Below are 22,285 nucleotides of genomic sequence, written 5' to 3' on the forward strand. Positions count from 1 at the left end.
TCATCGATAGATGAATTCAGGGTTGGGGGCGAGCGAAAACCCAATCAGTGTCGGTCGAGAGCGCGGGACGGAAAGCATAGCCGTCCAGGTCGAAGGCCTTGAGATCCTTGGCCTGCTCGACCCGGTTGTCGATGATGTAACGCGCCATCCGCCCCCGGGCCTTCTTGGCGAAGAAGCCCAGCACCTTGAGCAGGCCCGCCTTCTCTTCCTTGAAATGGCAGGTGACGACCGGCAGTTTCAGGGCCTTGGCGTCGACGGCCCCGAAATATTCCTGGCTGGCCAGGTTCACCAGGGTCTTGTCGGCGTGACCTTCGGCGGCGTCGTTGAGGGTCTGGGCGATGGTCTCGCCCCAGAAGTCGTAGAGGTTGGCCCCGCGCTTGGTCTTCAGCCGCGTGCCCATCTCCAGGCGATAGGGCTGCAGGGCGTCCAGCGGCCGCAGCACGCCATACAGGCCCGACAGGATGCGCAGGTGGTCCTGGGCCCAGTCCAGGGCCGCCCGGTCCAGCTCGCGCGCCGCCAGGCCGCCATAGACGTCGCCATTGAAGGCGATCACGGCCTGCAGGCCGTCCTCGACCTGCGGATCAAAAGCCTGGAACCGCTCGCGGTTCAGGTCGGCCAGCTTTTCGGAGATATGCATCAGCCGGCGCAGATCGGCGGCGGTCAGCTTGCGCGTCACCTTGGCCAGCTCGGCGATCCTGTCCTTCAGCTCGGGCGTGGTCAGCGGCAGCACCTGATCGGGCGCGGTGAAGTCCAGCGACTTGGCGGGGGAGATGACCATCAGCATGGGCGGGAGATAGAGTGTCCTGACCGGGATCGCTAGCGGGAGGTTGGTGATTGGTGGTCACGGGCCCCCTCCTGACCGCTACGCGGTCGTCCTCCCCCGTAGGGGGAAGACGAGGTCGGCGCGTTTCATCTTCCCCCTCCGGGGGAAGACGGTCGCGAAGCGACCCGTAGGGGGCAAGTCTGGCGGACACAGGCTCTCAGCCTCACGCGGCGTCAGCCACTGAGCTAGTCGGGGAGGCGCGAAGCGGCCGGGGCGAACCCGGATGACCGTGATGTGTGTTTTGCGTTTCGGCTCGACCTGTCCGCTTCGCAGAAGCTGTTCTTGCGTGAGGATTGGGCCAAGCGAGCGTGTTTCAGCTCTGATACCCAAGAGCCCCCGTACGGGCGCGCACCAAGGTCGATCGGCTAACCGTCTCGACCCCCGACGATGCGCGATAGGCGGGTTTACGATCCCTCGCCCTCTTCGACCCGCGTTCACCCGGCCGACGAGCCACTCAGCGTTTGGTCCGTCCTTCTGAGACAGCCCGCACACCTCGACCCGCCTTCCAGGGCGTCGCGGCCCCGCTCAGCTCCATCCCCATCGCCGCTTTGGGCCGGTACCAGGCGCCCTCCCCCTGCGACGGGGACAGCTGTGATTATGCAGCGGGTTTGAGCTCCGAGGATTGGCGCGATCAACTATTTTACAAGCGGTTGATTGGGTTGGGGTTTGTTCTGGAAAGTACGGGGACAGACAGCGCTCCATCCCCACACTTGCCCCCTACGGGCTGCTTCGCAGCCGTCTTCCCCCGGAGGGGGAAGATGAAGGGCGCGCTGATCTCATCTTCCCCCTGACAAGGGGGAGGACGACCGCGATAGCGGTCAGGAGGGGGCCAGCGGCGGTGGCCGGGGAAACACCCCTCGCCTTCGCGCCGAAGGGAGCCATCCTTAAATCTCACGGCGAGACGATCGCCGGTCTGACCAGGTTGCTCAAGGACGGCCCCTGCGGGGCCGCCGCGCAGCGGCGACGCGAGAGCGTCGTCCTTGACCAACCTGGTCAGACCGGCACGCTGCAGCCTTCAAGAGATTTAAGGATGACCGGGACGCGGGGCGTCCGCTTTTGGGCATTGAGCCAAAGACTGCTTTCGACCCAAATCGGACGTTGGCAACTGGCCTATTGACGGCGTTCAGCCGGCCTTGAGCTCTTGAAGAAAACGCCGACGCTGACCATCGGTAAGTCCGGGAGATTGACCGCTCTCCCAGAGAGCGATCAGCTTGGCGTCGTCAGCGTGGTTGATCAGAAACTGCGCAGCCAACTCCAGCGGTTTGGCAAGATCGGTGAGCAGTGCGGCTGGGTCGCTTGCCGCCTTCAGTTCCCACCACTTGTCTGTGGGCTCGATCAAGAATTCGCCGATCCGTTCGCTAAGATGGGCGTACATTACCCCGGCCTTGGTGATGTCGGGACCTTCTTCGCGGAGGAGGCGGCCGGAGACAACGGCGATGTTGAAGGTGAAGCGGATCGTGTCGTTGCTGCTGAACTGACTACGTTGAGCCGAGATGAGGGCTGCGTTTCCGGACGACATACGTCGAAAGGTCGTCCCGCTTTTGCTGAAACCAAAGGGCTTCAAAAGATCGGCAACGCCCTTCAGAAGCGCCTTGAAGCTTTGTTCTATATCGTCGCTAGCCATGAACGCCCCAGTGAGCCCTCAGGCGAAAATAGCTCACTAGCGTCCGACTTCCACCCCTTCCCGAATACCGGAAAGTCCGCTCCCCGCCCCTCGACGCCGCCCCGCCTGCCCGCTATCCCGCCCCCCATGACACCCCAAGCCCTCGCCCACCTGGCCGCCCTCGCCTGGCCGATCCCGATGGTCGTCGCGCTGATCCTGGTCGCCGCGACCAAGGCCCTGCGGTTTCGCGTCCTGTGGTGTCTGGTCAGCCTGGTCGGCGTCGGCGCGTTCTGGATGCAGATCGACACGGGCCGCTGGGGCTTTATTCCGCTGGCCATCAACCTGCTGGGCCCCGGCCATATGGCCGGCTTCCACAAGGCGGTGATCCCGCTGGGCGCGGTGATCGCGATCGTGGCGGCGCTGCGGGCTAGAACAAAACGCGCGGGTTCATGATCCGCTGCGGATCCAGCGCTGAACGGATGGCCCGCAGGGCGGCGACCTCGACCGGATCCTTGTAGCCCAGCGCCTCGGCCGTCTTCATCGCCCCCAGGCCGTGCTCGGCGCTGATCGAGCCGTTCAGGCTGGCGGTGATGTCGTGGACAATCTTGGCGCCGGCGTCGCGCAGGGCCTCGTGGGCATCCTCGTCGCCGCCGACGGGGCGCAGCACGTCATAGTGGACATTGCCGTCGCCGACATGGCCGAAGGCGACGATGCGGGTGCCGGGATAGGCGCTGGCGAGGGCGGCGTCGGCGCGCTCGATGAAGACCGGGATCTGCGAGACCGGCACGCTGACATCATGCTTCCAGGCCGCGCCTTCGGGCTTCTGGCCGGCCGAATGGCCTTCGCGGATGTGCCAAAAGGCCTTCATCTGGGTCTGCGTCTGGGCCACGGCCGCGTCGCTGATCAGGCCGCGCTCCAGGGCGCTGGTCAGCAGGCGCTCCAGCGCCGCCTCGGCCGCGCCGGGCTCGCCGCTGGCGATCTCGATCAGCACGTACCAGGGATGGATCGACGGCAGCGGATCGCGCAGGCCCGGCACGTTGCGGACGGTCAGCTCGAAGCCCAGCCGGCCCATCAGCTCGAAGGCCTCGACCGCCCCGCCCGTCTCGTCCTTGGCCCGGGCCAGCAGCTGTATGGCGTCGGCCGGCGAGCCCAGGCCGACGATGGCGACGGCCCGCGAGGCCAGCAGCGGGTGCAGCTTCAGGCTGGCGGCGGTGACCACGCCCAGCGTGCCCTCGGCCCCGATCAGCAGCTGCTTGAGATCGTAGCCAGTATTGTCCTTTCGCAGGCGTTTCAGGCCGTTCCAGATCTCGCCATTGGGCAGCACCGCCTCCAGGCCCAGAACCTGCTCGCGCATCATGCCGTAGCGCAGCACGGCCGTGCCGCCGGCATTGGTCGAGACCAGGCCGCCGATCGTGCAGGAGCCCTCCGAGGCCACGCCCACCGTGAAGCGGCGACCGACCCTGGCGGCCTCCTCATGGGCTTGCGACAGGGTGACGCCCGCCTCCAGCACCATCACGTCGTCCAGGCCGTCGACATCGCGCACGGCCCGCAGCTTCTCGGTGGAGAGCAGGATCTCGCCCTGCGGGATCTGGCCGGCCACCAGCCCGGTATTGCCGCCCTGCGGGGTGATGGCCACGCCGTCGGCGGCGCAGATACCGACCACGGCGGCGACCTCGCCCGTCGTGCGCGGCATCACCAGCAGCGGCGTCTCGCCCCGCCAGCGCCCGCGCCATTCGACCAGCTTGGGCTCGAGGCGGGCGGTGTCTTCACTCCAGCCGCCCTCGCCGAGCACGGCCTTGAGGCGGGACAGGGTATCGGCGGGAACAGGCTTGGTCATGGGCCGGGAGGATACGCTTTTGAAGCGGGCCAGAATAGGATATACTTGGGTATATACCGGAGTCGATCGATGGGAATTTTCATCAAGAATCCCGAGACCGAGCGGGTCGTTCGCGAAGTCGCCGCCTTGCGTGGCACCACGATCACCGGCGTGATCGACGCCCTGGCGCGCGAAGCACTGGAGCGCGAGCAGTCCAAATCGCCTCGGCGGACTCTGGAAAGCATGCGCGCGGCGACTGCGGAATTTCGTCGCAAGGCCGGACTGGACAAGACCAAGCTCAACGTCACCAAGGCCGATTTCGACGCGCTCTGGCAAATTCCCGGCGTCACGGATGTGGAAGACGATCAGTGATCGTCGTCGATGCTTCGGCGCTGGTCGCCATTGGCGACGACGAGCCGGAGGCAGAGCGCTTTCTGGCCGTTCTGGAGCGAAACCCCTCCCGCATCTCGGCAGTAAACTATGTCGAGGCGGGGTTGATCCTGATCGGTCGGGGACGGCTGGCGACCCAGGCAGATCTTGATGACTGGCTCAAGCAGCTGGGCGCCAGCGTCATGCCCGATGAGAATCTCGCGTCGGCCGCGCTCGACGCCTATCTCGTCTACGGCCGGCGACGCCACCCCGCGAAATTGAATCTCGCCGACTGCTTCGCCTACGCCCTGGCCAAGACCCTCGACGCGCCGCTGCTCTACAAGGGCGACGACTTTCCGCTCACCGATGTGCGTTCGGCGCTGGACTAGCCCAGGTCGGGATCGGGAATGCCCCGGATCTTGCTCCAGTATTCCTCGCGCGCGTCGTCGTCGATCACGGCCGGGTCGCCGGCGCCCTTGTAGAGCCGGTCGCCGCCGTCCTTGCGGGCCTTGGCGATCCAGAAGGGCTGGCCGGTCTCGATGTCGCGGAAATTGGCCTTCAGGCCCGAATTGCGCAGGGCCTCGAACGAGCGGCCGGCATAGTAGAGGGTCTCGCCGGTCTTGGACGACCCCACCCGGCCGATGCGGGCGGGACCGTTCAGGCCCTTGGACTTGTCCTCGAGGTACATGATCTTGAATTTCATCGGCCTCTATCCCACGAACCCGGCCGCGCGTCTAAGCCGGTCATTGATCGCCTCGCCCAGGCCTTCCTGAGGAATGGCCGCCACGGCGATGCCGACGGGTTTGGTCCGATCGGCGGCGCGCAGGAACGAGAACAGGTTGGCGGCGGCCTCGCTGAGCAGGCCGCCCGGGCTGAGATTGAAAACCCTCTCCCCGTCCGGCCACGGACCAAAGGCCAGGAACGCCTCGCCGGCTTGGGGCGCAGCCGCATCGATGCGCACCGGCGCGTCGGGGGCATAGTGCAGGGCCAGGCGGCCCGGCGAGCGTTTGGCGTCGTTTTCGGCCTCGGCCAGGGGACCGACCACGGCCTCGAGCTGGGCGCGGGTCACGGCGCCGGGGCGCAGCAGGCGCGGCGGGCCATCCAGCACGGCGACGACGGTGGATTCCAGGCCGACCTCGCAGGGGCCGCCATCCAGGGTGACGGCGCAGGCGGCGCCGGTCTCGGCAAAGGCGTCGGCATGGGTGGTGGGGCTGGGCCGGCCCGAGCGGTTGGCCGAAGGCGCGACCACCGACCCGCCGAACGCCGCCAGCACGGCGCGGGCCAGCGGATGGCCGGGTACGCGGATCGCCACGGTGTCGAGCCCCGCGCGGGCCAGATCACAGACGGCGCCGGCGTCGCGGATCGGGGCCACCAGGGTGAGCGGTCCGGGCCAAAAGGCCTTGGCCAAGGCGATAGCCCGGTCGTCGAAGACGGCGATCCGCGCGGCGCTCTCGACGTCGGCCACATGGGCGATCAGCGGGTTGAAGCGCGGACGGCCCTTGGCCTCGAAGATCGCCGCCACGGCCGTGGAGTTGGAAGCATCCGCGCCCAGGCCATAGACGGTCTCGGTCGGCAGCAACACCAACCCGCCGGCGGCCAACGCGCGCGCGGCCTCTACGACTTGCGCGTCGCCTTCAGCGAGAAGCTGACCTTCACCTTGGCCGCGATCTGATCCGTGCTCGCCCATTCGCCCTGTCCGACCCCGAACATCGTCCGGTCGAGGGTGGTTACACCGCGCGCCGTGGCCGTGTCGCCGTCGATCTTCAGGCTGAACGGCAGGCTGAGCGGCTTCTTGACGCCGCGCAGGTCCAGGGTCCCGTCGGCGATATAGCGGCCCTCGCCGGTCTTGCGGAACCTGCTGGCCGTGAACGTCGCCTTGGGGTGGCTGGCGCTGTCGAAGAAGTCGCCGCTGGGCAGGCTCTCGTCGCGCTGGGCGTCGCCGGTCTGGGCCGAGGCCGTGTCGATGCTGACAGTCAGCTTCGAGCGGTCCAGGGCCTCGGGTGAAAACAGGATGTCGGCGGTCCAGCGGGTGAAGCTGCCCTCCAGGGCGTCGCCCGACCAGGTGGCGGTGAAGCCGAGCTTGCCGCCCTTGGCCACCGTCCAGGCCACGGGGTCCTTCAGGGCCGGATCCGCGACCGGCGCGGCGGCGGCCTCGGCCGGCGTCGCCGCAGCCTCCGGCGCAGCGGGCGCGGCGACCGGCGCGAGCGGCGCGTCAACAGGCTCCTCGGCGACCGCGGGCGCGGCCACCGGCTTGACGGCGGGGGTGTAGAGATAACCGGCGGCGATCACCGCCGCGAGGCCGGCGGCGGCCAGCCAGGCGCGCGGCTCTTTCCAGCCCGGTTTGGCGCCGGGCGTCATGTGGCTGAACACCGCGTCGCGATCGAGAATCTGGTGCTTGGCCACCGCGCCCAGGTGCAGCAGCAGCAGCAGATAGGTGGTCTTGACCAGCACATTGTGACCGATCTCGCCGATCTCGTGCCAGACGTGCTTGGCGCCGTCCGCGAGGTCGGGCAGCAGCGGCAGATGCGGCCAGGGAACGACCCCGAACAGCAGGGTCGGGATGTTGGTCTTGCTGGCCGAGACCAGGATCCAGCCGGTCAGCGGCAGGCCGATCATGATCCCATAGAAGCCCCAGTGCACCACGTTCGAGGCGATGCGCTCCCAGTTGGGTTGGCCCACCGGCGGCGGCGGCGACGTGTGGGTCAGCTTCCAGGCCAGCCGGAACAGGCTGAGCAGCAGGATGGTGATCCCGATCGACTTGTGCAGCTGGAAGAGGGCGAAGGTCTCCGGTCCCTTGGGACCGTCCCCCGCCCTCCAGCCCAGGATGATCTGGAAGATGATGGCCGCGGCGATCAGCCAGTGAATGACAATCGCCACCGTCGTGTAGCGCGTGCGTGTCGCGGCCATCAGGCTCTCCAGATCCGGTCTGATCAGACTACTTCTTGTCGAACTCGACTTCGATGTTCAGCGTCACGTCATCGCCGACCAGCGGAACATACTTGGAAACGCCGAATTCCGAACGCTTGATCGTGGTCGAGGCCGAGAAGCCGGTCTTGACGCTGCCGGGCATGAAGCTGCCGCCGACGCCGTTGAAGGTGACGTCCAGAACCACCGGCTTGGTCACGCCATGGAAGGTCAGATCGCCCGTGACCTTGCCGGTCTTGCCGTCGCCCACATCGACCTTGGTCGAGACGAAGGTGATGGTCGGATATTTGGCCGTTTCCAGCCAGCCGTCGCCGGCCAGTTCCTTGTTGAACTTCAGGCCGAAGGCGTCGGCGCCGGTCGAGGTGTCGATCGAGGCGGGGTCGACCGTAACGCTGATCTTAGAGGCTTCCGGCGCCTTGGGATCATAGGTGAAGCTGGCGTCCAGCTTGGTGAAGCGCAGGGTGTAGTTGGAGAAACCCATGTGGCTGAGCTTGGCGGTCAGCACGGCGTGGGTCTTGTCGAGCACATAGTTGCCGGCCGGCAGGTCGGCAGGCTTGGTCGAGCTGACACCCGGCGCGGCCAGGGCGGCGGGCGCCGTGATCAGCGCGGCGGCGAGCGCGGCGTAGGCGAAGGGACGGGCCATAGGTCGGAATCTCCAAACTGTGATTGCAGCAGTTACGATTGCCTCGACTTAAGAAGTCCAGCGCAGGGATAAAGGGCTGCAACATCACGAAGCCGTGACTTTCTGAACGAACGTCGCGCCAGCTTGGCCCCGCCGCCGCGCGCGCCTAAACAGAACACCGTTAATCTGGAGCCTCGCCGTTCATGACCTACCGCGCCCCTGTCCGTGACATCGCTTTTTCGCTGCGGCACGCGGCCGGCTTTGATCGCCTTTCCGACGCCTTTCCCGACGCCGACGCCGACACGGTCCAGGCCGTGCTGGAAGGGGCCGGGGCCCTGGCCGGCGACATCCTGGCTCCGCTGAACCGCCAGGGCGATCTGGTCGGCGCGAAACTGGAAAACGGCATGGTCCGCGCCGCGCCGGGCTTTGGCGACGCCTACCGGCAGTTCGCGGAAGGCGGCTGGAACGGCCTGGCGGCCGATCCTGACCATGGTGGCCAGGGCCTGCCCAAGAGCCTGGAGGTCGGCGTCTTCGAGATGTTCCAGGCCGCCAACATGGCCTTTGGCCTGTGTCCCATGCTGACCCTGGGGGCCATCGAGGCTCTGGCCCACCACGGCTCGGAGCGCCAGAAGAGCCTGTATCTGCCGCGTCTGGTCTCGGGCGAATGGACCGGCACCATGAACCTGACCGAACCGCAGGCCGGCTCGGACCTGGCGGCGATCACCACCATGGCCACGCCGGATGGCGACGGCGGCTACACCCTGTCGGGCCAGAAGATCTACATCACCTGGGGCGACCACGACGTCGCCGACAATATCGTCCACCTGATCATCGCCCGCACGCCGGACGCGCCTCCCGGCGTGAAGGGCATCTCGCTGTTCCTGGCCCCCAAGGTGCTGGTCGGCGAGGACGGAAGCCTGGGCGCGGCCAACGCCGTGCGGGCCGGCGGACTGGAGCACAAGCTGGGCATCCACGGCTCGCCCACCTGCGTGATGCTGTTCGAGGGCGCCAAGGCCGAGCTGGTCGGCGAGCTGGGCAAGGGCCTGGCCCACATGTTCACGATGATGAACGCCGCCCGCCTGCAGGTCGGCGCCCAGGGCGTCGCCATCGCCGAGCGCGCCTATCAGCAGGCGCTGGCTTTCTCGCTGGAGCGCCGCCAGGGCCGCTCGGCCTGGACCGGCGAGAACGCGGCCCGCCTGTTCGACCATCCCGACGTACGCCGCACCCTGATGCTGATGAAGGCCCGGATCGAAGCGGCGCGGGGCATCTGCCTCTCCACCGGCGTCGCCGCCGACCTGGCCACCCATGGCGCCACCGAGGACCAGCGCGTCGCCGCCAAGCTGCGCGAGGAACTGCTGACCCCGATCGCCAAGGCCTGGTCGACCGACATGGGCGTCGAGGTGGCCTCGCAGGGCGTGCAGATCCACGGCGGCATGGGCTTTGTCGAGGAAACCGGCGCGGCCCAGCACTATCGCGACGCCCGCATCGCCCCGATCTATGAGGGCACCAACGGCATCCAGGCCATCGACCTGGTCGGCCGCAAGCTGAGCCTTGGCGAAGGCCAGGCGATCGGCGACCTGATGGACGATATCCGCGACACGATCGATGCGCTGAACACGGCCGCCGATCCGGCCTTGGGCACGATGGCCAGGCGCCTGGAGACCGCCCTGGACGCCGCCAGCGCCGCCACGGCCTGGCTGATCGAGCGCCGGGCGCGGGCCATGCCCGACGCGCTATCGGGCGCCACGGCCTATCTGAAACTGCTGGGCGATGTGGTCGGCGGCTGGATGCTGGCCAAGGGCGCCCTGGCGGCCTCGGCAGCCATCGCGGCCGGCGGCGGCGACGCCGGCTGGCTCTCGACCCGGCTGGCCCTGGCGCGGATCTATGCCGAGGCGGTGCTGGCCCAGGTTCCGGGGCAGGTTGCGGGGGTGATGATCGGGGCGGCGGATTTCGAGGCGACGACGCCGGAGATGCTGGGGGTTTAGCGAAGACTGGCCCCCTCCGCGCCTGCGGCGCTCCTCCCCCGTAGGGGGAAGATGATCTCGTCTTCCCCCTACGGGGGAGGACGGCTGCGCAGCAGCCAGGAGGGGGCGAGTGGTTACAGAATTAGAGCTGCGCCAGCATGTAGTCCGCCGACGAGACCTTGAACTCACCGCCCTCTTCGACGTTCAGCGAGGTCACCACGCCGTCCTTGGCGATCAGCGAATAGCGCTGCGAGCGCGAGCCCATGCCGAACTTGGAGCCGTCGAAGTCCAGGCCCACGGCGCGGGTGAAGTCGCCGTTGCCGTCGGCCAGCAGCATCACTTCGTCGGTGATGCCCTGGTCCTTGCCCCAGGCCTTCATCACGAACAGGTCGTTAACCGAGACGCAGACGATCGTGTCGACGCCCTTGGCCTTGAACTCGGCGGCGTGGTCCTTGAAGCCCGGCAGGTGCTTGGCCGAGCAGGTGGGGGTGAAGGCGCCGGGAACGGCGAACAGGGCGACGGTCTTGCCCTTGAACAGGTCATCGGTGGTGACCGGCTCGGGGCCTTCGGCCGTGCTGGTCATGAAAGTCGCCGCGGGAAGCTTGTCGCCAACCTTGATCGTCATGGGCTTGGTCCTGTCCTTTGAGAGTGCGCAAATCGAATATAGGTCCGACGACAACGCGCCAACCCCAAGGTTCGACTTGAAACCGTCGCGTTCTATCCCGATCCTGTGTCCATGAACCGCGACACGCATGACGAGGCGGACTTCCTGGCCGGGCGCCTGCTGGTGGCCATGCCGGGCATCGAGGACGAACGCTTCGAACGCGCGGTCCTCTACATGTGCGCCCACGACGAAGAGCAGGCCATGGCCATCACGGTCAACCGCCCGGTCGAGGGCCTGACGGTGTTCGAGCTGCTCGACAAGCTGGGCGTGCGCTCCGAGATCAAGACCCAGAACACCCTGGTGCTGCTGGGCGGTCCGGTCGAGCTGGAGCGCGGCTTCGTGCTGCACACCGACGATTTCAACTCGCCCGACTCGACCCTGCACCTGCACGACGGCCTGGCCCTGACCGCCACCCGCGACGTGCTGGACGCCATGGGCAGCCCAATCCACCATCCCCGCCGGGCGATCCTGGCCCTGGGCTATGCCGGCTGGGGCCCCGGCCAGCTGGAGCAGGAGGTGCGCGACAACATCTGGCTGGTCTGCGACGCCGACGAGGAGCTGCTGTTCGACGACGACCATGAGCACAAGTGGACGCGGGCCCTGGCCAAGCTGGGGATTTCGGCCGATCACCTGTCAACGCAGGCGGGGCGGGCTTAGAGAAAGGTCGGTGGACTTGCCCCCACCGGGCTGCTTCGCAGCCGTCCGCCCCCGTAGGGGGCGGATGAATTCATCTTCCCCCTACGGGGGAGGACGACCGCGTAGCGGTCAGGAGGGGGCCAGTAGCCCCTACCCCCGCGCCTTCACCGGCGCCGCGCCATCGACATAGGCCTCGTTGAGGTAAACCTCGGCCTCCTGCGGCGACAGGGCCGGCGCATAGCCGAAGCCTTGGCCGTAGTCGCAGCCCAGGGCCTGCAGGGCGGCGGCCATCTCGGCGTTTTCGACGCCTTCGGCGACGACTTCCAGGTCCAGGTCCTGGCCCAGCTTGACCACCGAGCGGACGATCTTGGCCGAGCCGGGATTGCCGCCCATGGTGCGGACGAAATAGCGGTCGATCTTCAGGGTGTCGAACGGCAGGCGCGTCAGATATTGCAGCGACGAGAAGCCGGTGCCGAAATCGTCGAGCGCCAGGCCGGCCCCGGCGTCGCGCAGGGTGCGCAGGATCACGGCCGCCCGTTCAGGGTCGCGCATGATGTCGCTTTCGGTGACTTCCAGCTTCAGGGCGCCGCGCGGCAGGTTGTTGACCCGCAGCACCTCGGCCACGTCGTCGACCAGACCCGGACGGTCGATCTCGCCGGTCGACAGATTGACGCTGACGGTCAGGGCGCCCACGGCCGGATGGCTGCGGCGCCAGGCGGCCAGCTGCGCGCCGGCGGTGCGCATCATGTGCTCGCCCAGCTCGCTCATCAGGCCCAGTTCCTCGATCAGCGGGAGGAAGGAGTCGGGCGGCAGCATGCCGCGGCGCGGGTGCAGCCAGCGGGCCAGGGCCTCGAAGCCCGACAGGGCGCCGGTCGAGAGGCGCACGACGGGCTGGAAATAAGGGGTGATCTCGCCACGGGCGATGGCGCCGCGCAGGTCGGCCTCCAGGGCCAGGCGCGACAGGCCGTCGGTCTCCATCGAGCGGCCATAGGCGGCGGCGCCGCCGCGACCGGCCGAGGATGCGGCCTCGACGGCCAGTTCGGCGCGGCGCAGCAGTTCGGTCGCCTCGGGCGCATCTTCGCCGCCCTCGGCGTTCACGGCCCCGATCGACAGGGTGGGGTGGATATCGAAGCCCGCGATCCGCAGCGGCTGTTCCAGGGCGTTGCGCAGCAGCTCGGCCGGCTCAAAGCCCCGGGGCTCGCACAGCACGGCGAACTCATCCTCGCCGATGCGGCCCAGGATCGAGCCGGTCGGGAAGGCGGCCGCCAGGCGCGAACCCAGGGCGGCCAGAACCAGGTCGGCGCGTTCGTGGCCCAGGGCCTCGTTCAGGCGGCGGAGGCGATCGACATCAGCGACCACCAGCTCATGCACGCCTTCAAGGCGCAGACGCTCGCGGGCGCGGGCGATGAAGCTCTTGCGGTCCAGCAGGCCGGTCAGGTCGCAGCGCTCGGACGCGGCGAATTTCACTTCGGGGGCGACGACGCCGGCGGCGCGCACGCCTTCCTCCAGCCATACGCCCCGCCAGATGCAGGTCTCAAAGCCGCGCATGCGAAAGCGCGCCATGACTTCCGAGCCGGGTTCGCGGACCTTCAGCACTTCCTCGGCCTGGGCGCGGTCCTGCGGCAGGGCCAGGGCGCGGAAGGCTGCGGAAGAGCATTCAGGGGCCAGCGGACCAAGGCCCAGCGCCCGGGCGGCGCCATTGACCCGCAGGCGGTCGGCTTCAGGCTCCCAGATCCACAGGGCCGCATCGGCCGCACCCAACGCTTCCAGCGTGGCGGTCGTGTCCCAGATCTTACGGTCCGTAGCCCGAAACGACATACTCGATCCCAACGCCACCTCGGCGTCTTTCGCCCGGACCGGCGCTAGGATCGCGCAACAAGTCCGAACAGACGATGATCTCGCCACTCGCCGTTAATTTTCAAATAAGCGGGGGCGTAACCCTCCTCGGAAAAGCCGCATTTCAGCAAAAGCCCGGCCGAGGCGGTGTTTTCCGGCATGCAGGCGGCCTCAATCCGATGGAGTCCCAGGCCCTCGAAGGCGAAGCGGATCACGGTGGCGACGGCGTCGGACATGTGCCCCTGGCGCGTGTAGGGCTGACCCAGCCAGTAGCCCACCGTGCCGCTCAGGGACACGCCGCGCCGGACGTGAAACAGCCGGACGGCGCCGATCAGGGCGTCGTCACTCTTGCGAAACACGAAGAACGGCCACGCCTCGCCGGTCTCCAGTTCACGGGCATAGGCGCCCAGCCGGGCGCGGAAGGCGCGGCGCCCCAGGTCGTCCTCGGGCCAGGTCGGCTCCCAGGGCTCCAGGAAGCTGCGCGACTCGCGGCGCAGGTCGGCCCAGTCGCGGTGGTCCGACACGCGCGGCGGTCGCAGATAGACGCCGCTGCCCTGAAGCCTGAGGCCGGGTCTGGCGCGGAACAGCTGCAGAAGGGTCGACACTTGAACTCCAGCAGGCGCGAAGGCGCGCGAGGGTCTGCGATCAGGCCGCAGCGAACAAGGCCTTCTCAAAGGCGGGGCCGGCTTTCAGGGCCGACTTGGCGCCCAGGATGGCCGTGGCGCAACGCCGTGAGTCCAGCAGGCGCTGACCCAGCCGGGCGACATCGGCCGGGGTGACGGCGTCGACCTCGAAGGCCAGCTCGGCCGGCGGATACAGGCGATCAAACAGCAGCACCTGGCCGGCGGCCTGCTCCGCGCGCGACAGCGCCGCCTCGCGGGCCATGAACATGTGCGCCTTCAGCTGGGCCTTGGCGCGGGCCAGTTCGGCCGGCTCGATGTGGCGGGCCAGGGCGACCAACTGCTCGGCGCAGACCTTGGCGGTCTCGACCGCATTGCCCGCCGCGCAGCCGGCATAGATGCCCAGCGCCCCGTGATCGGCATAGGTGTCTGAATAGGCGTCGATATTGTAGGCCAGACCGCGCTTCTCGCGGGCTTCCTGGAACAGGCGCGACGACATGCCCCCGCCCAGGCATTCGGCGAAGATCCGCAGGGCGAAATAGTCCTGCTCGCGCGCGCCGCAGGCCGGCAGCATGAACACCAGATGCGACTGTTCCAGCTTGCGGACCTCGCCCTCGTGGCCGCCCACGAACGGCGCGGCGACGGGTTCGGCCAGGCTCTCGCGCACCGGCACGCCGCCGAAGGCGCGCTCGGCGGCGGCCATCAGCTCGGCCTCGCTGACCGCGCCGGTGGCGCTGATCACCAGCCGGTCGGGGGCGTAGAGCGCGCCCCGCCAGTCGGACAGGGCGGCGTTGGTGGCGGAATTGACGCTCTCGACAGAGCCCAGGATCGGGCGGGCCACCGGGTGCTGGCCCCAGGCCGCGCGCTGGATCAGATCGAAGACATAGTCGTCGGGCGCGTCGGCGGCCTCGGCGATCTCCTGCAGCACCACCTGCTTTTCGCGGGCCAGGTCGGCCTCGTCCAGGGTGGGTCGCAGCAGCAGGTCGGCGATGACGTCCATGCCCAGATCCAGGCCGCCCTTCAGCGCCCGCACCTGGAAGCTGGTGCGCTCATAGCCGGTGGCGGCGTTGAGCGAGCCGCCCTGGCTTTCGATGACCTCGACGATATCGCGCGCGCTGCGCGATCCGGCCCCCTTGAAGACCATGTGCTCCAGCAGGTGCGACCAGCCCGACTGCGGGACATCCTCATGGGCCGCGCCGCGACCGGCGACGACGGTCAGGGCCAGGGTCTCAAGGCCGGGCATCGGATCACAGACGACCCGGACGCCGTTTTTCAGCGTCTTGAGAACAGCGCTCACGAAGTGGCCGCGAAGGTGCGCACGAAGGCTTTCACCGTGTCGCCGCTGGCCGGCAGCCGCTCGAAGCGCTCGGGCTTCTGCGACAGGTCCGGCGTGGCGCGCGGCGTGGCCGGGGTCAGGCCGCAGGCGGCGGCGACCGCCTCGGGGAACTTGGCCGGATGGGCCGTGGAGAGCACCACCACCGGCGTGGTCGGATCGTCCAGCTTGACGCCCGCAGCCGCCGCTACGCCCACGGCGGTGTGCGGGTCGATGACCTCGCCGGTTTCGTTGAGGGTCGAGAGCATGGTCTTGGCGGTGTCGGCCTCGCTGACGGCCACGCCGCGGAACAGCTCACGCATGGTGGCGAAGGCGCTGGGCGGAATGTCGATCAGGCCGCTGTCGGTAAAGCCCCGGAAGGCGCGGCCGGTTTCGACCCCGTCACGGCGCACCGCTTCGAAATACAGGCGCTCGAAATTGGACGCGACCTGGATGTCCATGGCCGGGCTCTGGGTGGCGGCCACCGCGCCCTTGGCGTAGCGGCCCTCCTCGAAGGTGCGGGCCAGGATGTCGTTGGAATTGGTGGCGCAGACGATCTGGGCGATCGGCAGGCCCATGCGGGTGGCCACAAAGGCGGCATAGGCGTCGCCGAAATTGCCCGTCGGCACCACGAAGGCCACGGCCCGCTCGGGCGCGCCCAGGGCCACGGCGGCGGTGAAGTAATAGACGCTCTGGGCCGCGATCCGCGCCCAGTTGATCGAGTTGACGCCCGACAGGTCGACCGCATGGCGGAACTGGTCGTCCTGGAAGGCCTGCTTGACGATGGCCTGGCAGTCGTCGAACGAGCCCTGGATCGAGACGCAGGCCACGTTGTCGTCGGTCGCCGTGGTCATGAACCGGCGCTGGACCTCGCTGATCCGGCCCTCGGGGAACAGGGCCACGATGCGGGCGTTCTTGCGGCCCCGGAAGGCCTCGACCGCAGCGCCGCCGGTGTCGCCCGAGGTGGCGCAGATGATGGTCATCTTCCGCGACTGGCGTTCCAGCACATAGTCATACAGCCGCCCCAGCAGCTGCATGGCGACGTCCTTGAACGCCAGGGTCGGGCCGTGGAACAGCTCCAGCAGGAACCGGTTGGGGCCCAGCTGCTTGAGCGGCGCAACCGCGCTGTGGGCGAAGCTGGCATAGGCCTCGGCGCACATCTCGGCCAGCACGTCGGCGGGGATGTCGTCGCCGACGAACTTGCCCATCACGGCGGCGGCGACCTGATCATAGGGCTTGCCGGCGAAGGCCGCGATCTCGGCCTTGGTGAAGGTCGGCCATTCGGCCGGCACATACAGGCCGCCGTCGGGAGCCAGGCCCGCCAGGACAGCGTCGAGAAATCCGATGGGCGCGGCCTCGCCGCGGGTCGAAACGTAGCGCATCAGGGTCTCAGTCTCCGCCAGAGCATGGCGGCATAGATAAAGAGCAGGGTTACGGCAAGACCGAACCACGTCAGGGCGTATTCGAGGTGCCGATTGGAAATTTCTGCCGGAAGCGGCGCGGGGACGATCCCGGCCGGGGCCGGGGTCTCGCGCTCGGCCATCAGGGCCAGCGGCGCCGGCTTGCGGCCGGCCAGCCCGGTCACGGCGTCGGCTCGGTGGCCGCCCAGCTGCTCCAGCGGGATCAGGATGCCCGTGACCTGCCTAGGCTCGGCGAAGGCGCGGGCCGGCGCCTCGACCTGGCCGGTCAGCTCGGGCACCACGCCGCGGTCGACCAGGATCAGGTCATAGGGACCGCCGTCCTCGATCCCGCACAGGGCCTGGGCGCGCCAGACGACGTCGCCGTCGCGGATGCCATAGGCCAGGGACAGGGGCGGCAGGGACGCCGGGCGGCAGGCGACGCTGACCCGCGTCCAGGCGACATTGCGGCCCTGGGCGGCGGCGGCCAGCACCGGGCCGATCGGGGCCGCCGGGGCGGTCTTCAGGGTCTCGATCCGCCCGAGCAGATCCTCCTTCCAGGCCATGCGCTTGATCTGCCAGGCGCCCAGGAAGCACAGGATGCCGAACGCAATCGCCACGGCGATGGTCAGGCCGATGGGGAAGCGGCTTTTGACGGGAGGGGCCTCAGACATCGCGCCCGCCGGCTTCCGAGGCCTTGTTGGCGACCTGGGCGGCCACCATCAGGCCCTTGGCGGGCCGCATCAGGCCCAGGCTCAGGCCCAGGGTCACGGGCAGCCAGACCAGCAGCAGCAGCCAGATCGGCCAGTTCCAGGCAAACATCGAAAACAGCGCGCCGAACGCGCCGACGCTGCCGCCGATCAGGATGATGAAGGTCGAGGCCCCGTCGCCGGTCTCGTGGCGGCCCAGTTCGAAGCCGCAGGCTTCGCAGGTCGGGGCGATCTTCAGGAACCCGTCGAACAGGAAGCCCTCGCCGCACTTGGGGCAGCGACCGCTGGCGCCGGCCAGATAGGGGTTGGTGTGGCTCATGGAGCCTCCTGAAAAGAAAAAGGCCCGGAACGCTGGCTTAGCGTTCCGGGCCCCCTCGGAAGTCTGGATCTTAGAGCGTGGCGGCTCAAAATGTGAGGGGTTTAGCCCTCACATTTCAACTTTCGGGCCCTAGTGGGCCGAAGCGCCGAAGATCACGTAGATGAAGGCGAACAGGAACAGCCAGACCACGTCCACGAAGTGCCAGTACCAGGCGGCCGCTTCGAAGCCGAAGTGCTGCTTGGGGGTGAAGGCGCCGTTCTGCAGGCGGATCAGGCAGACGATCAGGAACAGGGTGCCGACAAACACGTGGAAACCGTGGAAGCCGGTGGCCAGGAAGAAGGTCGAACCATAGAGGCCCGAATTCACGGCCGCTTCCGAATAGAACAGCTGCTCGTGGTTGATGTGGGCATATTCATAGAACTGGATGGCGGTGAACAGCGCGCCCAGCAGGACGGTCAGGATCAGACCCCACTTGGCGCCCTTGCGGTCGCCGACCTGCAGCGCGTGGTGCGCCCAGGTGACGGTGGTGCCCGACAGCAGCAGGGTCAGGGTGTTGACCAGCGGCAGGTGCCAGGGCGAGACGGTCTCGACGCCCAGGGGCGGCCAGGTGGCCCAGGCGGTGCGGACTTCCTCGATGGCCGAGAGTGTGCGGTGTTCATGGAACAGCGCCATCTCGAAGAACATCCAAAACCAGGCCACGAAGAACATCACTTCCGAAGCGATGAACAGGATCATGCCGTAGCGCAGGCCGATCGAGACGACCGGCGTGTGGTCGCCGGCCTTGGCTTCCTTGGCCACATCGCTCCACCAACCGAAGAAGGTGTAGAGGATGCCGGCAAAGCCTGCGGCGAAGATCGCCCAGTTGCCTTTTTCGATACCCAGAACACCGCCCTTGATCCAGCCGATCAGGCCGATGGCCATGATGGTGGCGGCGACCGAGCCCACGAGGGGCCAGGGGCTGGGCGGCAGGATGTGATAGTCGTGTTTGACGGCGCCGTGGGCCATGGTGGTGCTAACCCTTATTCCCTCTAGACGTTGCCCGCCGAGTCCCCCCGCTGCAACGCTCCATATTGAACGCTATAGCCCTCTCGACGGCGCGCCGCCAAGGGGTTGAACGATACGCGGCGTCGTAGAAGCCACCAGTTTTTTCCCGGAGTCGTCCTCGACCGCCGGGAAGAAGGTGTAGGAGAGGGTGATCTCGCCCTTACCCTTGGTCTCCGGATCATCGACATATTGCGGATCGACGAAGTAGACGACCGGAAACTCGATCGTCTGGCCGGGCTGGATCGTCTGGTTGGAAAAGCAGAAACATTCCAGTTTCTGGAAGTAAGGCCCGGCCTGTTCGGGCACCACATTGTAGATCGCCCGGCCGGTCATGGCCTGGTCGCTGCGGTTGGTGACCTTGAAGAACGCCAGGCCCGTGTCGCCGATCCGGATATCCTGGCTGACCTGCTCGGTCGAGAAGTCCCAGGGCAGGTTGCGGATATTGGCGTCGAACCGGATCTTGACCTTGCGGTCCAGCACCGTGGTCGGGGCCAGATCGGCCTTGCGCACGGTGCCGTCGAAGCCGGTCAACTGGCAAAACAGCTTGTAGAGCGGCACCGAAGCATAGGCCGCCCCGACCATGCCGAAGAAGGCGGCGGCGCACATCAGACCGACACGCGCGTTGCGGCGGGCCGCCAGGTCCTTAACGGGCTTCAGCGCCTTGAGCGGACCGTTGCCGGATTCAGAAGGGACGGATTCAGAAGGGACGGTTAGCGACATTGGCGCCGAGCCTCACGATAGTGACCACAAACATCAGAATGACAAAGGCCAGCAGGCCCAGGCCCAGGGCAATATTGCGCCCCTTGCGCGCCCGCGCGGCGGCGTCTTGTTCGACAAGCTTGTTCATCGCAAAAGCTCCAAGGCTTTGACGCCAAAGACCGCTTCGCCCAGCAGGGCTGCGAACATGGCGAACAGATAGAGGATCGAGAAGGCGAACAGATTGCGCGCCGCCTTGGCGCCGGCGGCCTTCACATCGTCGGTGACCTCATAGAGGTCGCGGTCGGCGGCGCGCGGATCGGCGGCGTCGCCGGCCTTGCTGAGAAACACCCGGAAGGCCAGCAGCAGGAACACCGCGCCACCCAGGCCGGCGACCGCCAGATACAGCGGACCGCCCAGACCGGTCAGCACCGGCAGCAGGCAGACCGGAATCAGGATCAGGCTGTAGATCAGGATCTGCAGGCGGGTGGCCTTGGCGCCCTTGACTACCGGCAGCATCGGCACGCCAGCCTTGGCGTAGTCGGTGGTGATGTACAGCGACAGCGCCCAGAAGTGCGGCGGGGTCCAGAAGAAGATGATGGCCACCATCAGCCAGGCGTTCAGCGGGGCCGAGCCCGTGGCCGCAGCCCAGCCGATGGCGGGCGGCAGGGCGCCGGCCAGTCCGCCGATGACGATGTTCTGGGTCGTCCAGCGCTTGAGCCACATGGTGTACACCACGGCGTAGAAGACGATGGTGAAGGCCAGCAGGCCGGCCGCCAGCCAGTTGACCGCCATGCCCAGCAGCATCACCGAGAGCAGGCTGAGCACCACGCCCAGGGCGGCGGCGTCGTCGCCGCGCACCTTGCCCGACGGCACGGGGCGGCCGCGTGTGCGGCGCATCAGGCCGTCGATATCGGCGTCGAACCACATGTTCAGGGCGCCGGAGGCCCCTGCCCCGACAGCGATGCACAACACCGCCACGGCGGCCAGCACCGGGTGCATGGGCGTGCGGGCGGCCAGAAGGCCGGTCAGGCCGGTGAACACCACCAGAGACATGACGCGGGGCTTGAGCAGCTGGAAGAAGTCCTGCCAGCGGGCGACATCGGGCGTCGTCTGCAGCGGGGCGGTTTCCGGGGTCATGGCGGCGATCTTCGACATCAGGTTCTGATTATAGCGGTCTTGATGGGCGAAGGGCGCGGCCCGGACCCTTAAGTGGTCCAGACCGCGCCCCCGCAGGCTTCAATTCAGTCGTCAGGCCCTAGTGGTGGCCGTCTTCGCGGATCACCGGCGGCTCGCTGAACTGGTGGAACGGCGGCGGCGACGACAGGGTCCATTCCAGGGTGGTGGCGCCTTCGCCCCACGGATTGGCCTCGGCCGGACGACGACGAATGGCGGCCTCGATCAGGATGATCAGGAACACCACCACGCCAACGACCGTGATCGCGTAGCCGACCGTCGAGACGTAGTTCCACTTCGCGAAGGCTTCCGGATAGTCGACATAGCGACGCGGCATGCCTTGCAGGCCCAGGAAGTGCTGCGGGAAGAAGATCAGGTTGACGCCGACGAACATGATCCAGAACTGCACGCAGCCCAGGAACTCGTTGTACTTCACGCCCCACATCTTCTCGAACCAGTAGAAGAAGCCGGCGAAGATGGCGAACACGGCGCCCAGCGACAGCACGTAGTGGAAGTGAGCGACGACGTAATAGGTGTCGTGCAGGCTGTAATCGATGCCGGCATTGGACAGGACCACGCCGGTGACGCCGCCGACCGTGAACAGGAAGATGAAGCCGATCGCCCACAGCATGGGCGTCTTGAAGCTGATCGAACCGCCCCACATCGTGGCGATCCAGGAGAAGATCTTCACGCCGGTCGGGACAGCGATGATCATCGTGGCGGCCACGAAATAGGCCCGCAGGTTGATGCTCATGCCGACGGTGTACATGTGGTGCGCCCACACGACGAAGCCGACGAAACCGATGGCGACCATGGCATAGGCCATCGCCAGATAACCGAAGATCGGCTTGCGCGAGAAGGTCGAGACGATGTGGCTGATGATGCCGAAGCCTGGCAGGATCAGGATGTACACTTCCGGGTGACCGAAGAACCAGAACAGGTGCTGGAACATCACCGGATCGCCGCCGGCGGCGGGGTCGAAGAAGTGGGTGCCGAAGTTACGGTCGGTCAGCAGCATGGTGATGGCGCCGGCCAGGACGGGCAGCGACAGCAGCAGCAGGAAGGCGGTGATCAGCACCGACCAGGCGAACAGCGGCATGCGGTGCAGGGTCATGCCCGGCGCGCGCATGTTGAAGATCGTGGTGATGAAGTTGATCGCGCCCAGGATCGACGAAGCGCCGGCCAGGTGGAGCGCCAGGATCGCCAGGTCCATGGCCGGACCCTTGTGACCGATGGTCGAGAGCGGCGGATAGATCGTCCAGCCGCCGCCAAAGCCCTGACCCGGACCGCCATCGACGAACATCGACAGGCAGAGCAGAACCCAGGCGGCGACCAAGAGCCAGAACGAGACGTTGTTCATCCGCGGGAAGGCCATGTCCGGCGCGCCGATCATGATCGGGACGAACCAGTTGCCGAACCCGCCGATCATCGCCGGCATGACCATGAAGAAGATCATGATCAGGGCGTGGGCGGTGACGACGGCGTTGTAGCCGTGCTTGCCCTTGAACAGACCCAGGATGCCGGTGTCGGAGAACACCTGGATGCCCGGCTCCATAAGCTCCCAGCGGATCAGGCCCGAAAGGGCGCCGCCCACGATCCCGGCCATGATGGCGAACAGGATGTAGAGGGTGCCGATGTCCTTGTGGTTCGTCGAGAAGAACCAGCGCTGGAAGAAGGGCGGCTTGTCGTCGGCGCCGTGCGCGTCGTGATGATCAATGTCTGCGGCGTGAGCCATCGGACTAATCCTGCAATC

Annotated in this window: 24 protein-coding genes; 5 read left to right on the forward strand and 19 right to left on the reverse strand. The window is 67.4% G+C overall.

Annotated elements, in window-relative coordinates; genetic code table 11:
- Positions 1 to 16 precede the first annotated feature (16 nt).
- Together yaaA and ACW17Z_RS08980 are read right to left on the reverse strand one after the other, a co-directional pair.
- Positions 17 to 784: a peroxide stress protein YaaA gene (gene yaaA, locus ACW17Z_RS08975; protein WP_419319759.1), complete on the reverse strand. Its 768-nt coding sequence runs from the start codon at positions 782 to 784 to the stop codon at positions 17 to 19.
- Positions 785 to 1,946: 1,162 nt separating this feature from the next.
- Complete coding sequence (locus ACW17Z_RS08980; protein ID WP_419319757.1) at positions 1,947 to 2,447, reverse strand: DUF4304 domain-containing protein; 501 nt, start codon at positions 2,445 to 2,447, stop codon at positions 1,947 to 1,949.
- A gap of 126 nt (positions 2,448 to 2,573) precedes the next feature.
- Here ACW17Z_RS08980 and ACW17Z_RS08985 point away from each other — a divergent pair, with 126 nt between their 5' ends.
- Positions 2,574 to 2,879 carry a hypothetical protein gene (locus ACW17Z_RS08985; protein ID WP_492058396.1) on the forward strand — a complete coding sequence of 102 codons (306 nt, stop codon included), beginning with the start codon at positions 2,574 to 2,576 and terminating at the stop codon, positions 2,877 to 2,879.
- Here ACW17Z_RS08985 and ACW17Z_RS08990 read toward each other — a convergent pair.
- Positions 2,854 to 4,263: an FAD-binding oxidoreductase gene (locus ACW17Z_RS08990; RefSeq protein ID WP_492058397.1), complete on the reverse strand. Its 1,410-nt coding sequence runs from the start codon at positions 4,261 to 4,263 to the stop codon at positions 2,854 to 2,856. The genes ACW17Z_RS08985 and ACW17Z_RS08990 overlap by 26 nt on opposite strands.
- Before the next feature lie 69 nt (positions 4,264 to 4,332).
- Between ACW17Z_RS08990 and ACW17Z_RS08995 the strand changes: the two genes are divergently transcribed.
- Entirely contained in the window at positions 4,333 to 4,614 is a 282-nt protein-coding gene (locus ACW17Z_RS08995) for a type II toxin-antitoxin system VapB family antitoxin (protein ID WP_492058398.1), read from the forward strand.
- Positions 4,611 to 5,000 carry a type II toxin-antitoxin system VapC family toxin gene (locus ACW17Z_RS09000; protein ID WP_492058399.1) on the forward strand — a complete coding sequence of 130 codons (390 nt, stop codon included), beginning with the start codon at positions 4,611 to 4,613 and terminating at the stop codon, positions 4,998 to 5,000. The genes ACW17Z_RS08995 and ACW17Z_RS09000 overlap by 4 nt, the downstream gene beginning before the upstream one ends.
- Here ACW17Z_RS09000 and ACW17Z_RS09005 read toward each other — a convergent pair.
- From ACW17Z_RS09005 to ACW17Z_RS09020, 4 genes are read right to left on the reverse strand one after another with little or no spacing between them, the layout of a single operon-like run.
- On the reverse strand, positions 4,997 to 5,314 hold the full coding sequence (locus tag ACW17Z_RS09005; protein WP_419319752.1) for a 1-deoxy-D-xylulose-5-phosphate synthase: 318 nt from the start codon (positions 5,312 to 5,314) through the stop codon (positions 4,997 to 4,999). The two genes, ACW17Z_RS09000 and ACW17Z_RS09005, sit on opposite strands and share 4 nt — an antisense overlap.
- Before the next feature lie 6 nt (positions 5,315 to 5,320).
- Positions 5,321 to 6,298 carry an L-threonylcarbamoyladenylate synthase gene (locus tag ACW17Z_RS09010; protein WP_492058400.1) on the reverse strand — a complete coding sequence of 326 codons (978 nt, stop codon included), beginning with the start codon at positions 6,296 to 6,298 and terminating at the stop codon, positions 5,321 to 5,323.
- Positions 6,226 to 7,518, reverse strand: coding sequence for a YceI family protein (locus ACW17Z_RS09015; RefSeq protein WP_492058401.1), 1,293 nt, complete (start codon positions 7,516 to 7,518; stop codon positions 6,226 to 6,228). The genes ACW17Z_RS09010 and ACW17Z_RS09015 overlap by 73 nt, the downstream gene beginning before the upstream one ends.
- A gap of 28 nt (positions 7,519 to 7,546) precedes the next feature.
- Entirely contained in the window at positions 7,547 to 8,179 is a 633-nt protein-coding gene (locus ACW17Z_RS09020) for a YceI family protein (protein ID WP_419319748.1), read from the reverse strand.
- A gap of 182 nt (positions 8,180 to 8,361) precedes the next feature.
- Between ACW17Z_RS09020 and ACW17Z_RS09025 the strand changes: the two genes are divergently transcribed.
- Positions 8,362 to 10,143, forward strand: a complete 1,782-nt coding sequence (locus ACW17Z_RS09025) for an acyl-CoA dehydrogenase family protein (RefSeq protein WP_492058402.1) — start codon at positions 8,362 to 8,364, stop codon at positions 10,141 to 10,143.
- Between the two features lie 121 nt (positions 10,144 to 10,264).
- On the opposite strand, the gene ACW17Z_RS09030 is transcribed toward ACW17Z_RS09025, so the two are convergent.
- Complete coding sequence (locus tag ACW17Z_RS09030) at positions 10,265 to 10,747, reverse strand: peroxiredoxin (protein WP_492058403.1); 483 nt, start codon at positions 10,745 to 10,747, stop codon at positions 10,265 to 10,267.
- Between the two features lie 111 nt (positions 10,748 to 10,858).
- Between ACW17Z_RS09030 and ACW17Z_RS09035 the strand changes: the two genes are divergently transcribed.
- Complete coding sequence (locus ACW17Z_RS09035) at positions 10,859 to 11,443, forward strand: YqgE/AlgH family protein (RefSeq protein WP_492058404.1); 585 nt, start codon at positions 10,859 to 10,861, stop codon at positions 11,441 to 11,443.
- A 129-nt stretch (positions 11,444 to 11,572) separates the two neighbouring features.
- On the opposite strand, the gene ACW17Z_RS09040 is transcribed toward ACW17Z_RS09035, so the two are convergent.
- The 11 genes from ACW17Z_RS09040 to ctaD form a co-directional block, all read right to left on the reverse strand.
- Positions 11,573 to 13,240, reverse strand: a complete 1,668-nt coding sequence (locus ACW17Z_RS09040; RefSeq protein WP_419319744.1) for a putative bifunctional diguanylate cyclase/phosphodiesterase — start codon at positions 13,238 to 13,240, stop codon at positions 11,573 to 11,575.
- A gap of 44 nt (positions 13,241 to 13,284) precedes the next feature.
- The gene (locus ACW17Z_RS09045) at positions 13,285 to 13,863 is read right to left on the reverse strand and encodes a GNAT family N-acetyltransferase (RefSeq protein WP_492058405.1); all 579 of its coding nucleotides are present in this window, start codon (positions 13,861 to 13,863) and stop codon (positions 13,285 to 13,287) included.
- Positions 13,864 to 13,903: 40 nt separating this feature from the next.
- Complete coding sequence (locus ACW17Z_RS09050) at positions 13,904 to 15,175, reverse strand: M16 family metallopeptidase (protein ID WP_492058406.1); 1,272 nt, start codon at positions 15,173 to 15,175, stop codon at positions 13,904 to 13,906.
- Entirely contained in the window at positions 15,172 to 16,572 is a 1,401-nt protein-coding gene (thrC, locus tag ACW17Z_RS09055) for a threonine synthase (protein ID WP_492058407.1), read from the reverse strand. Before thrC ends, ACW17Z_RS09050 begins: the two co-directional genes overlap by 4 nt.
- On the reverse strand, positions 16,572 to 17,261 hold the full coding sequence (locus tag ACW17Z_RS09060) for an SURF1 family protein (RefSeq protein WP_492058408.1): 690 nt from the start codon (positions 17,259 to 17,261) through the stop codon (positions 16,572 to 16,574). Before ACW17Z_RS09060 ends, thrC begins: the two co-directional genes overlap by 1 nt.
- The gene (locus tag ACW17Z_RS09065) at positions 17,254 to 17,616 is read right to left on the reverse strand and encodes a DUF983 domain-containing protein (RefSeq protein WP_419319738.1); all 363 of its coding nucleotides are present in this window, start codon (positions 17,614 to 17,616) and stop codon (positions 17,254 to 17,256) included. Before ACW17Z_RS09065 ends, ACW17Z_RS09060 begins: the two co-directional genes overlap by 8 nt.
- Before the next feature lie 129 nt (positions 17,617 to 17,745).
- Positions 17,746 to 18,621 (reverse strand): cytochrome c oxidase subunit 3, encoded by an 876-nt coding sequence (locus tag ACW17Z_RS09070; RefSeq protein WP_419253041.1) that lies wholly within the window; start codon positions 18,619 to 18,621, stop codon positions 17,746 to 17,748.
- Between the two features lie 72 nt (positions 18,622 to 18,693).
- Positions 18,694 to 19,266 carry a cytochrome c oxidase assembly protein gene (locus ACW17Z_RS09075; protein WP_492058507.1) on the reverse strand — a complete coding sequence of 191 codons (573 nt, stop codon included), beginning with the start codon at positions 19,264 to 19,266 and terminating at the stop codon, positions 18,694 to 18,696.
- A gap of 91 nt (positions 19,267 to 19,357) precedes the next feature.
- Complete coding sequence (locus ACW17Z_RS09080; RefSeq protein WP_419319737.1) at positions 19,358 to 19,507, reverse strand: cytochrome c oxidase system small membrane protein; 150 nt, start codon at positions 19,505 to 19,507, stop codon at positions 19,358 to 19,360.
- Entirely contained in the window at positions 19,504 to 20,514 is a 1,011-nt protein-coding gene (gene cyoE, locus ACW17Z_RS09085; protein WP_419319736.1) for a heme o synthase, read from the reverse strand. The genes ACW17Z_RS09080 and cyoE overlap by 4 nt, the downstream gene beginning before the upstream one ends.
- A gap of 100 nt (positions 20,515 to 20,614) precedes the next feature.
- Positions 20,615 to 22,267 (reverse strand): cytochrome c oxidase subunit I, encoded by a 1,653-nt coding sequence (ctaD, locus tag ACW17Z_RS09090; protein ID WP_419319734.1) that lies wholly within the window; start codon positions 22,265 to 22,267, stop codon positions 20,615 to 20,617.
- Positions 22,268 to 22,285: the final 18 nt, after the last annotated feature.

The sequence above is a fragment of the Caulobacter sp. GSs2 genome, from assembly GCF_058680895.1.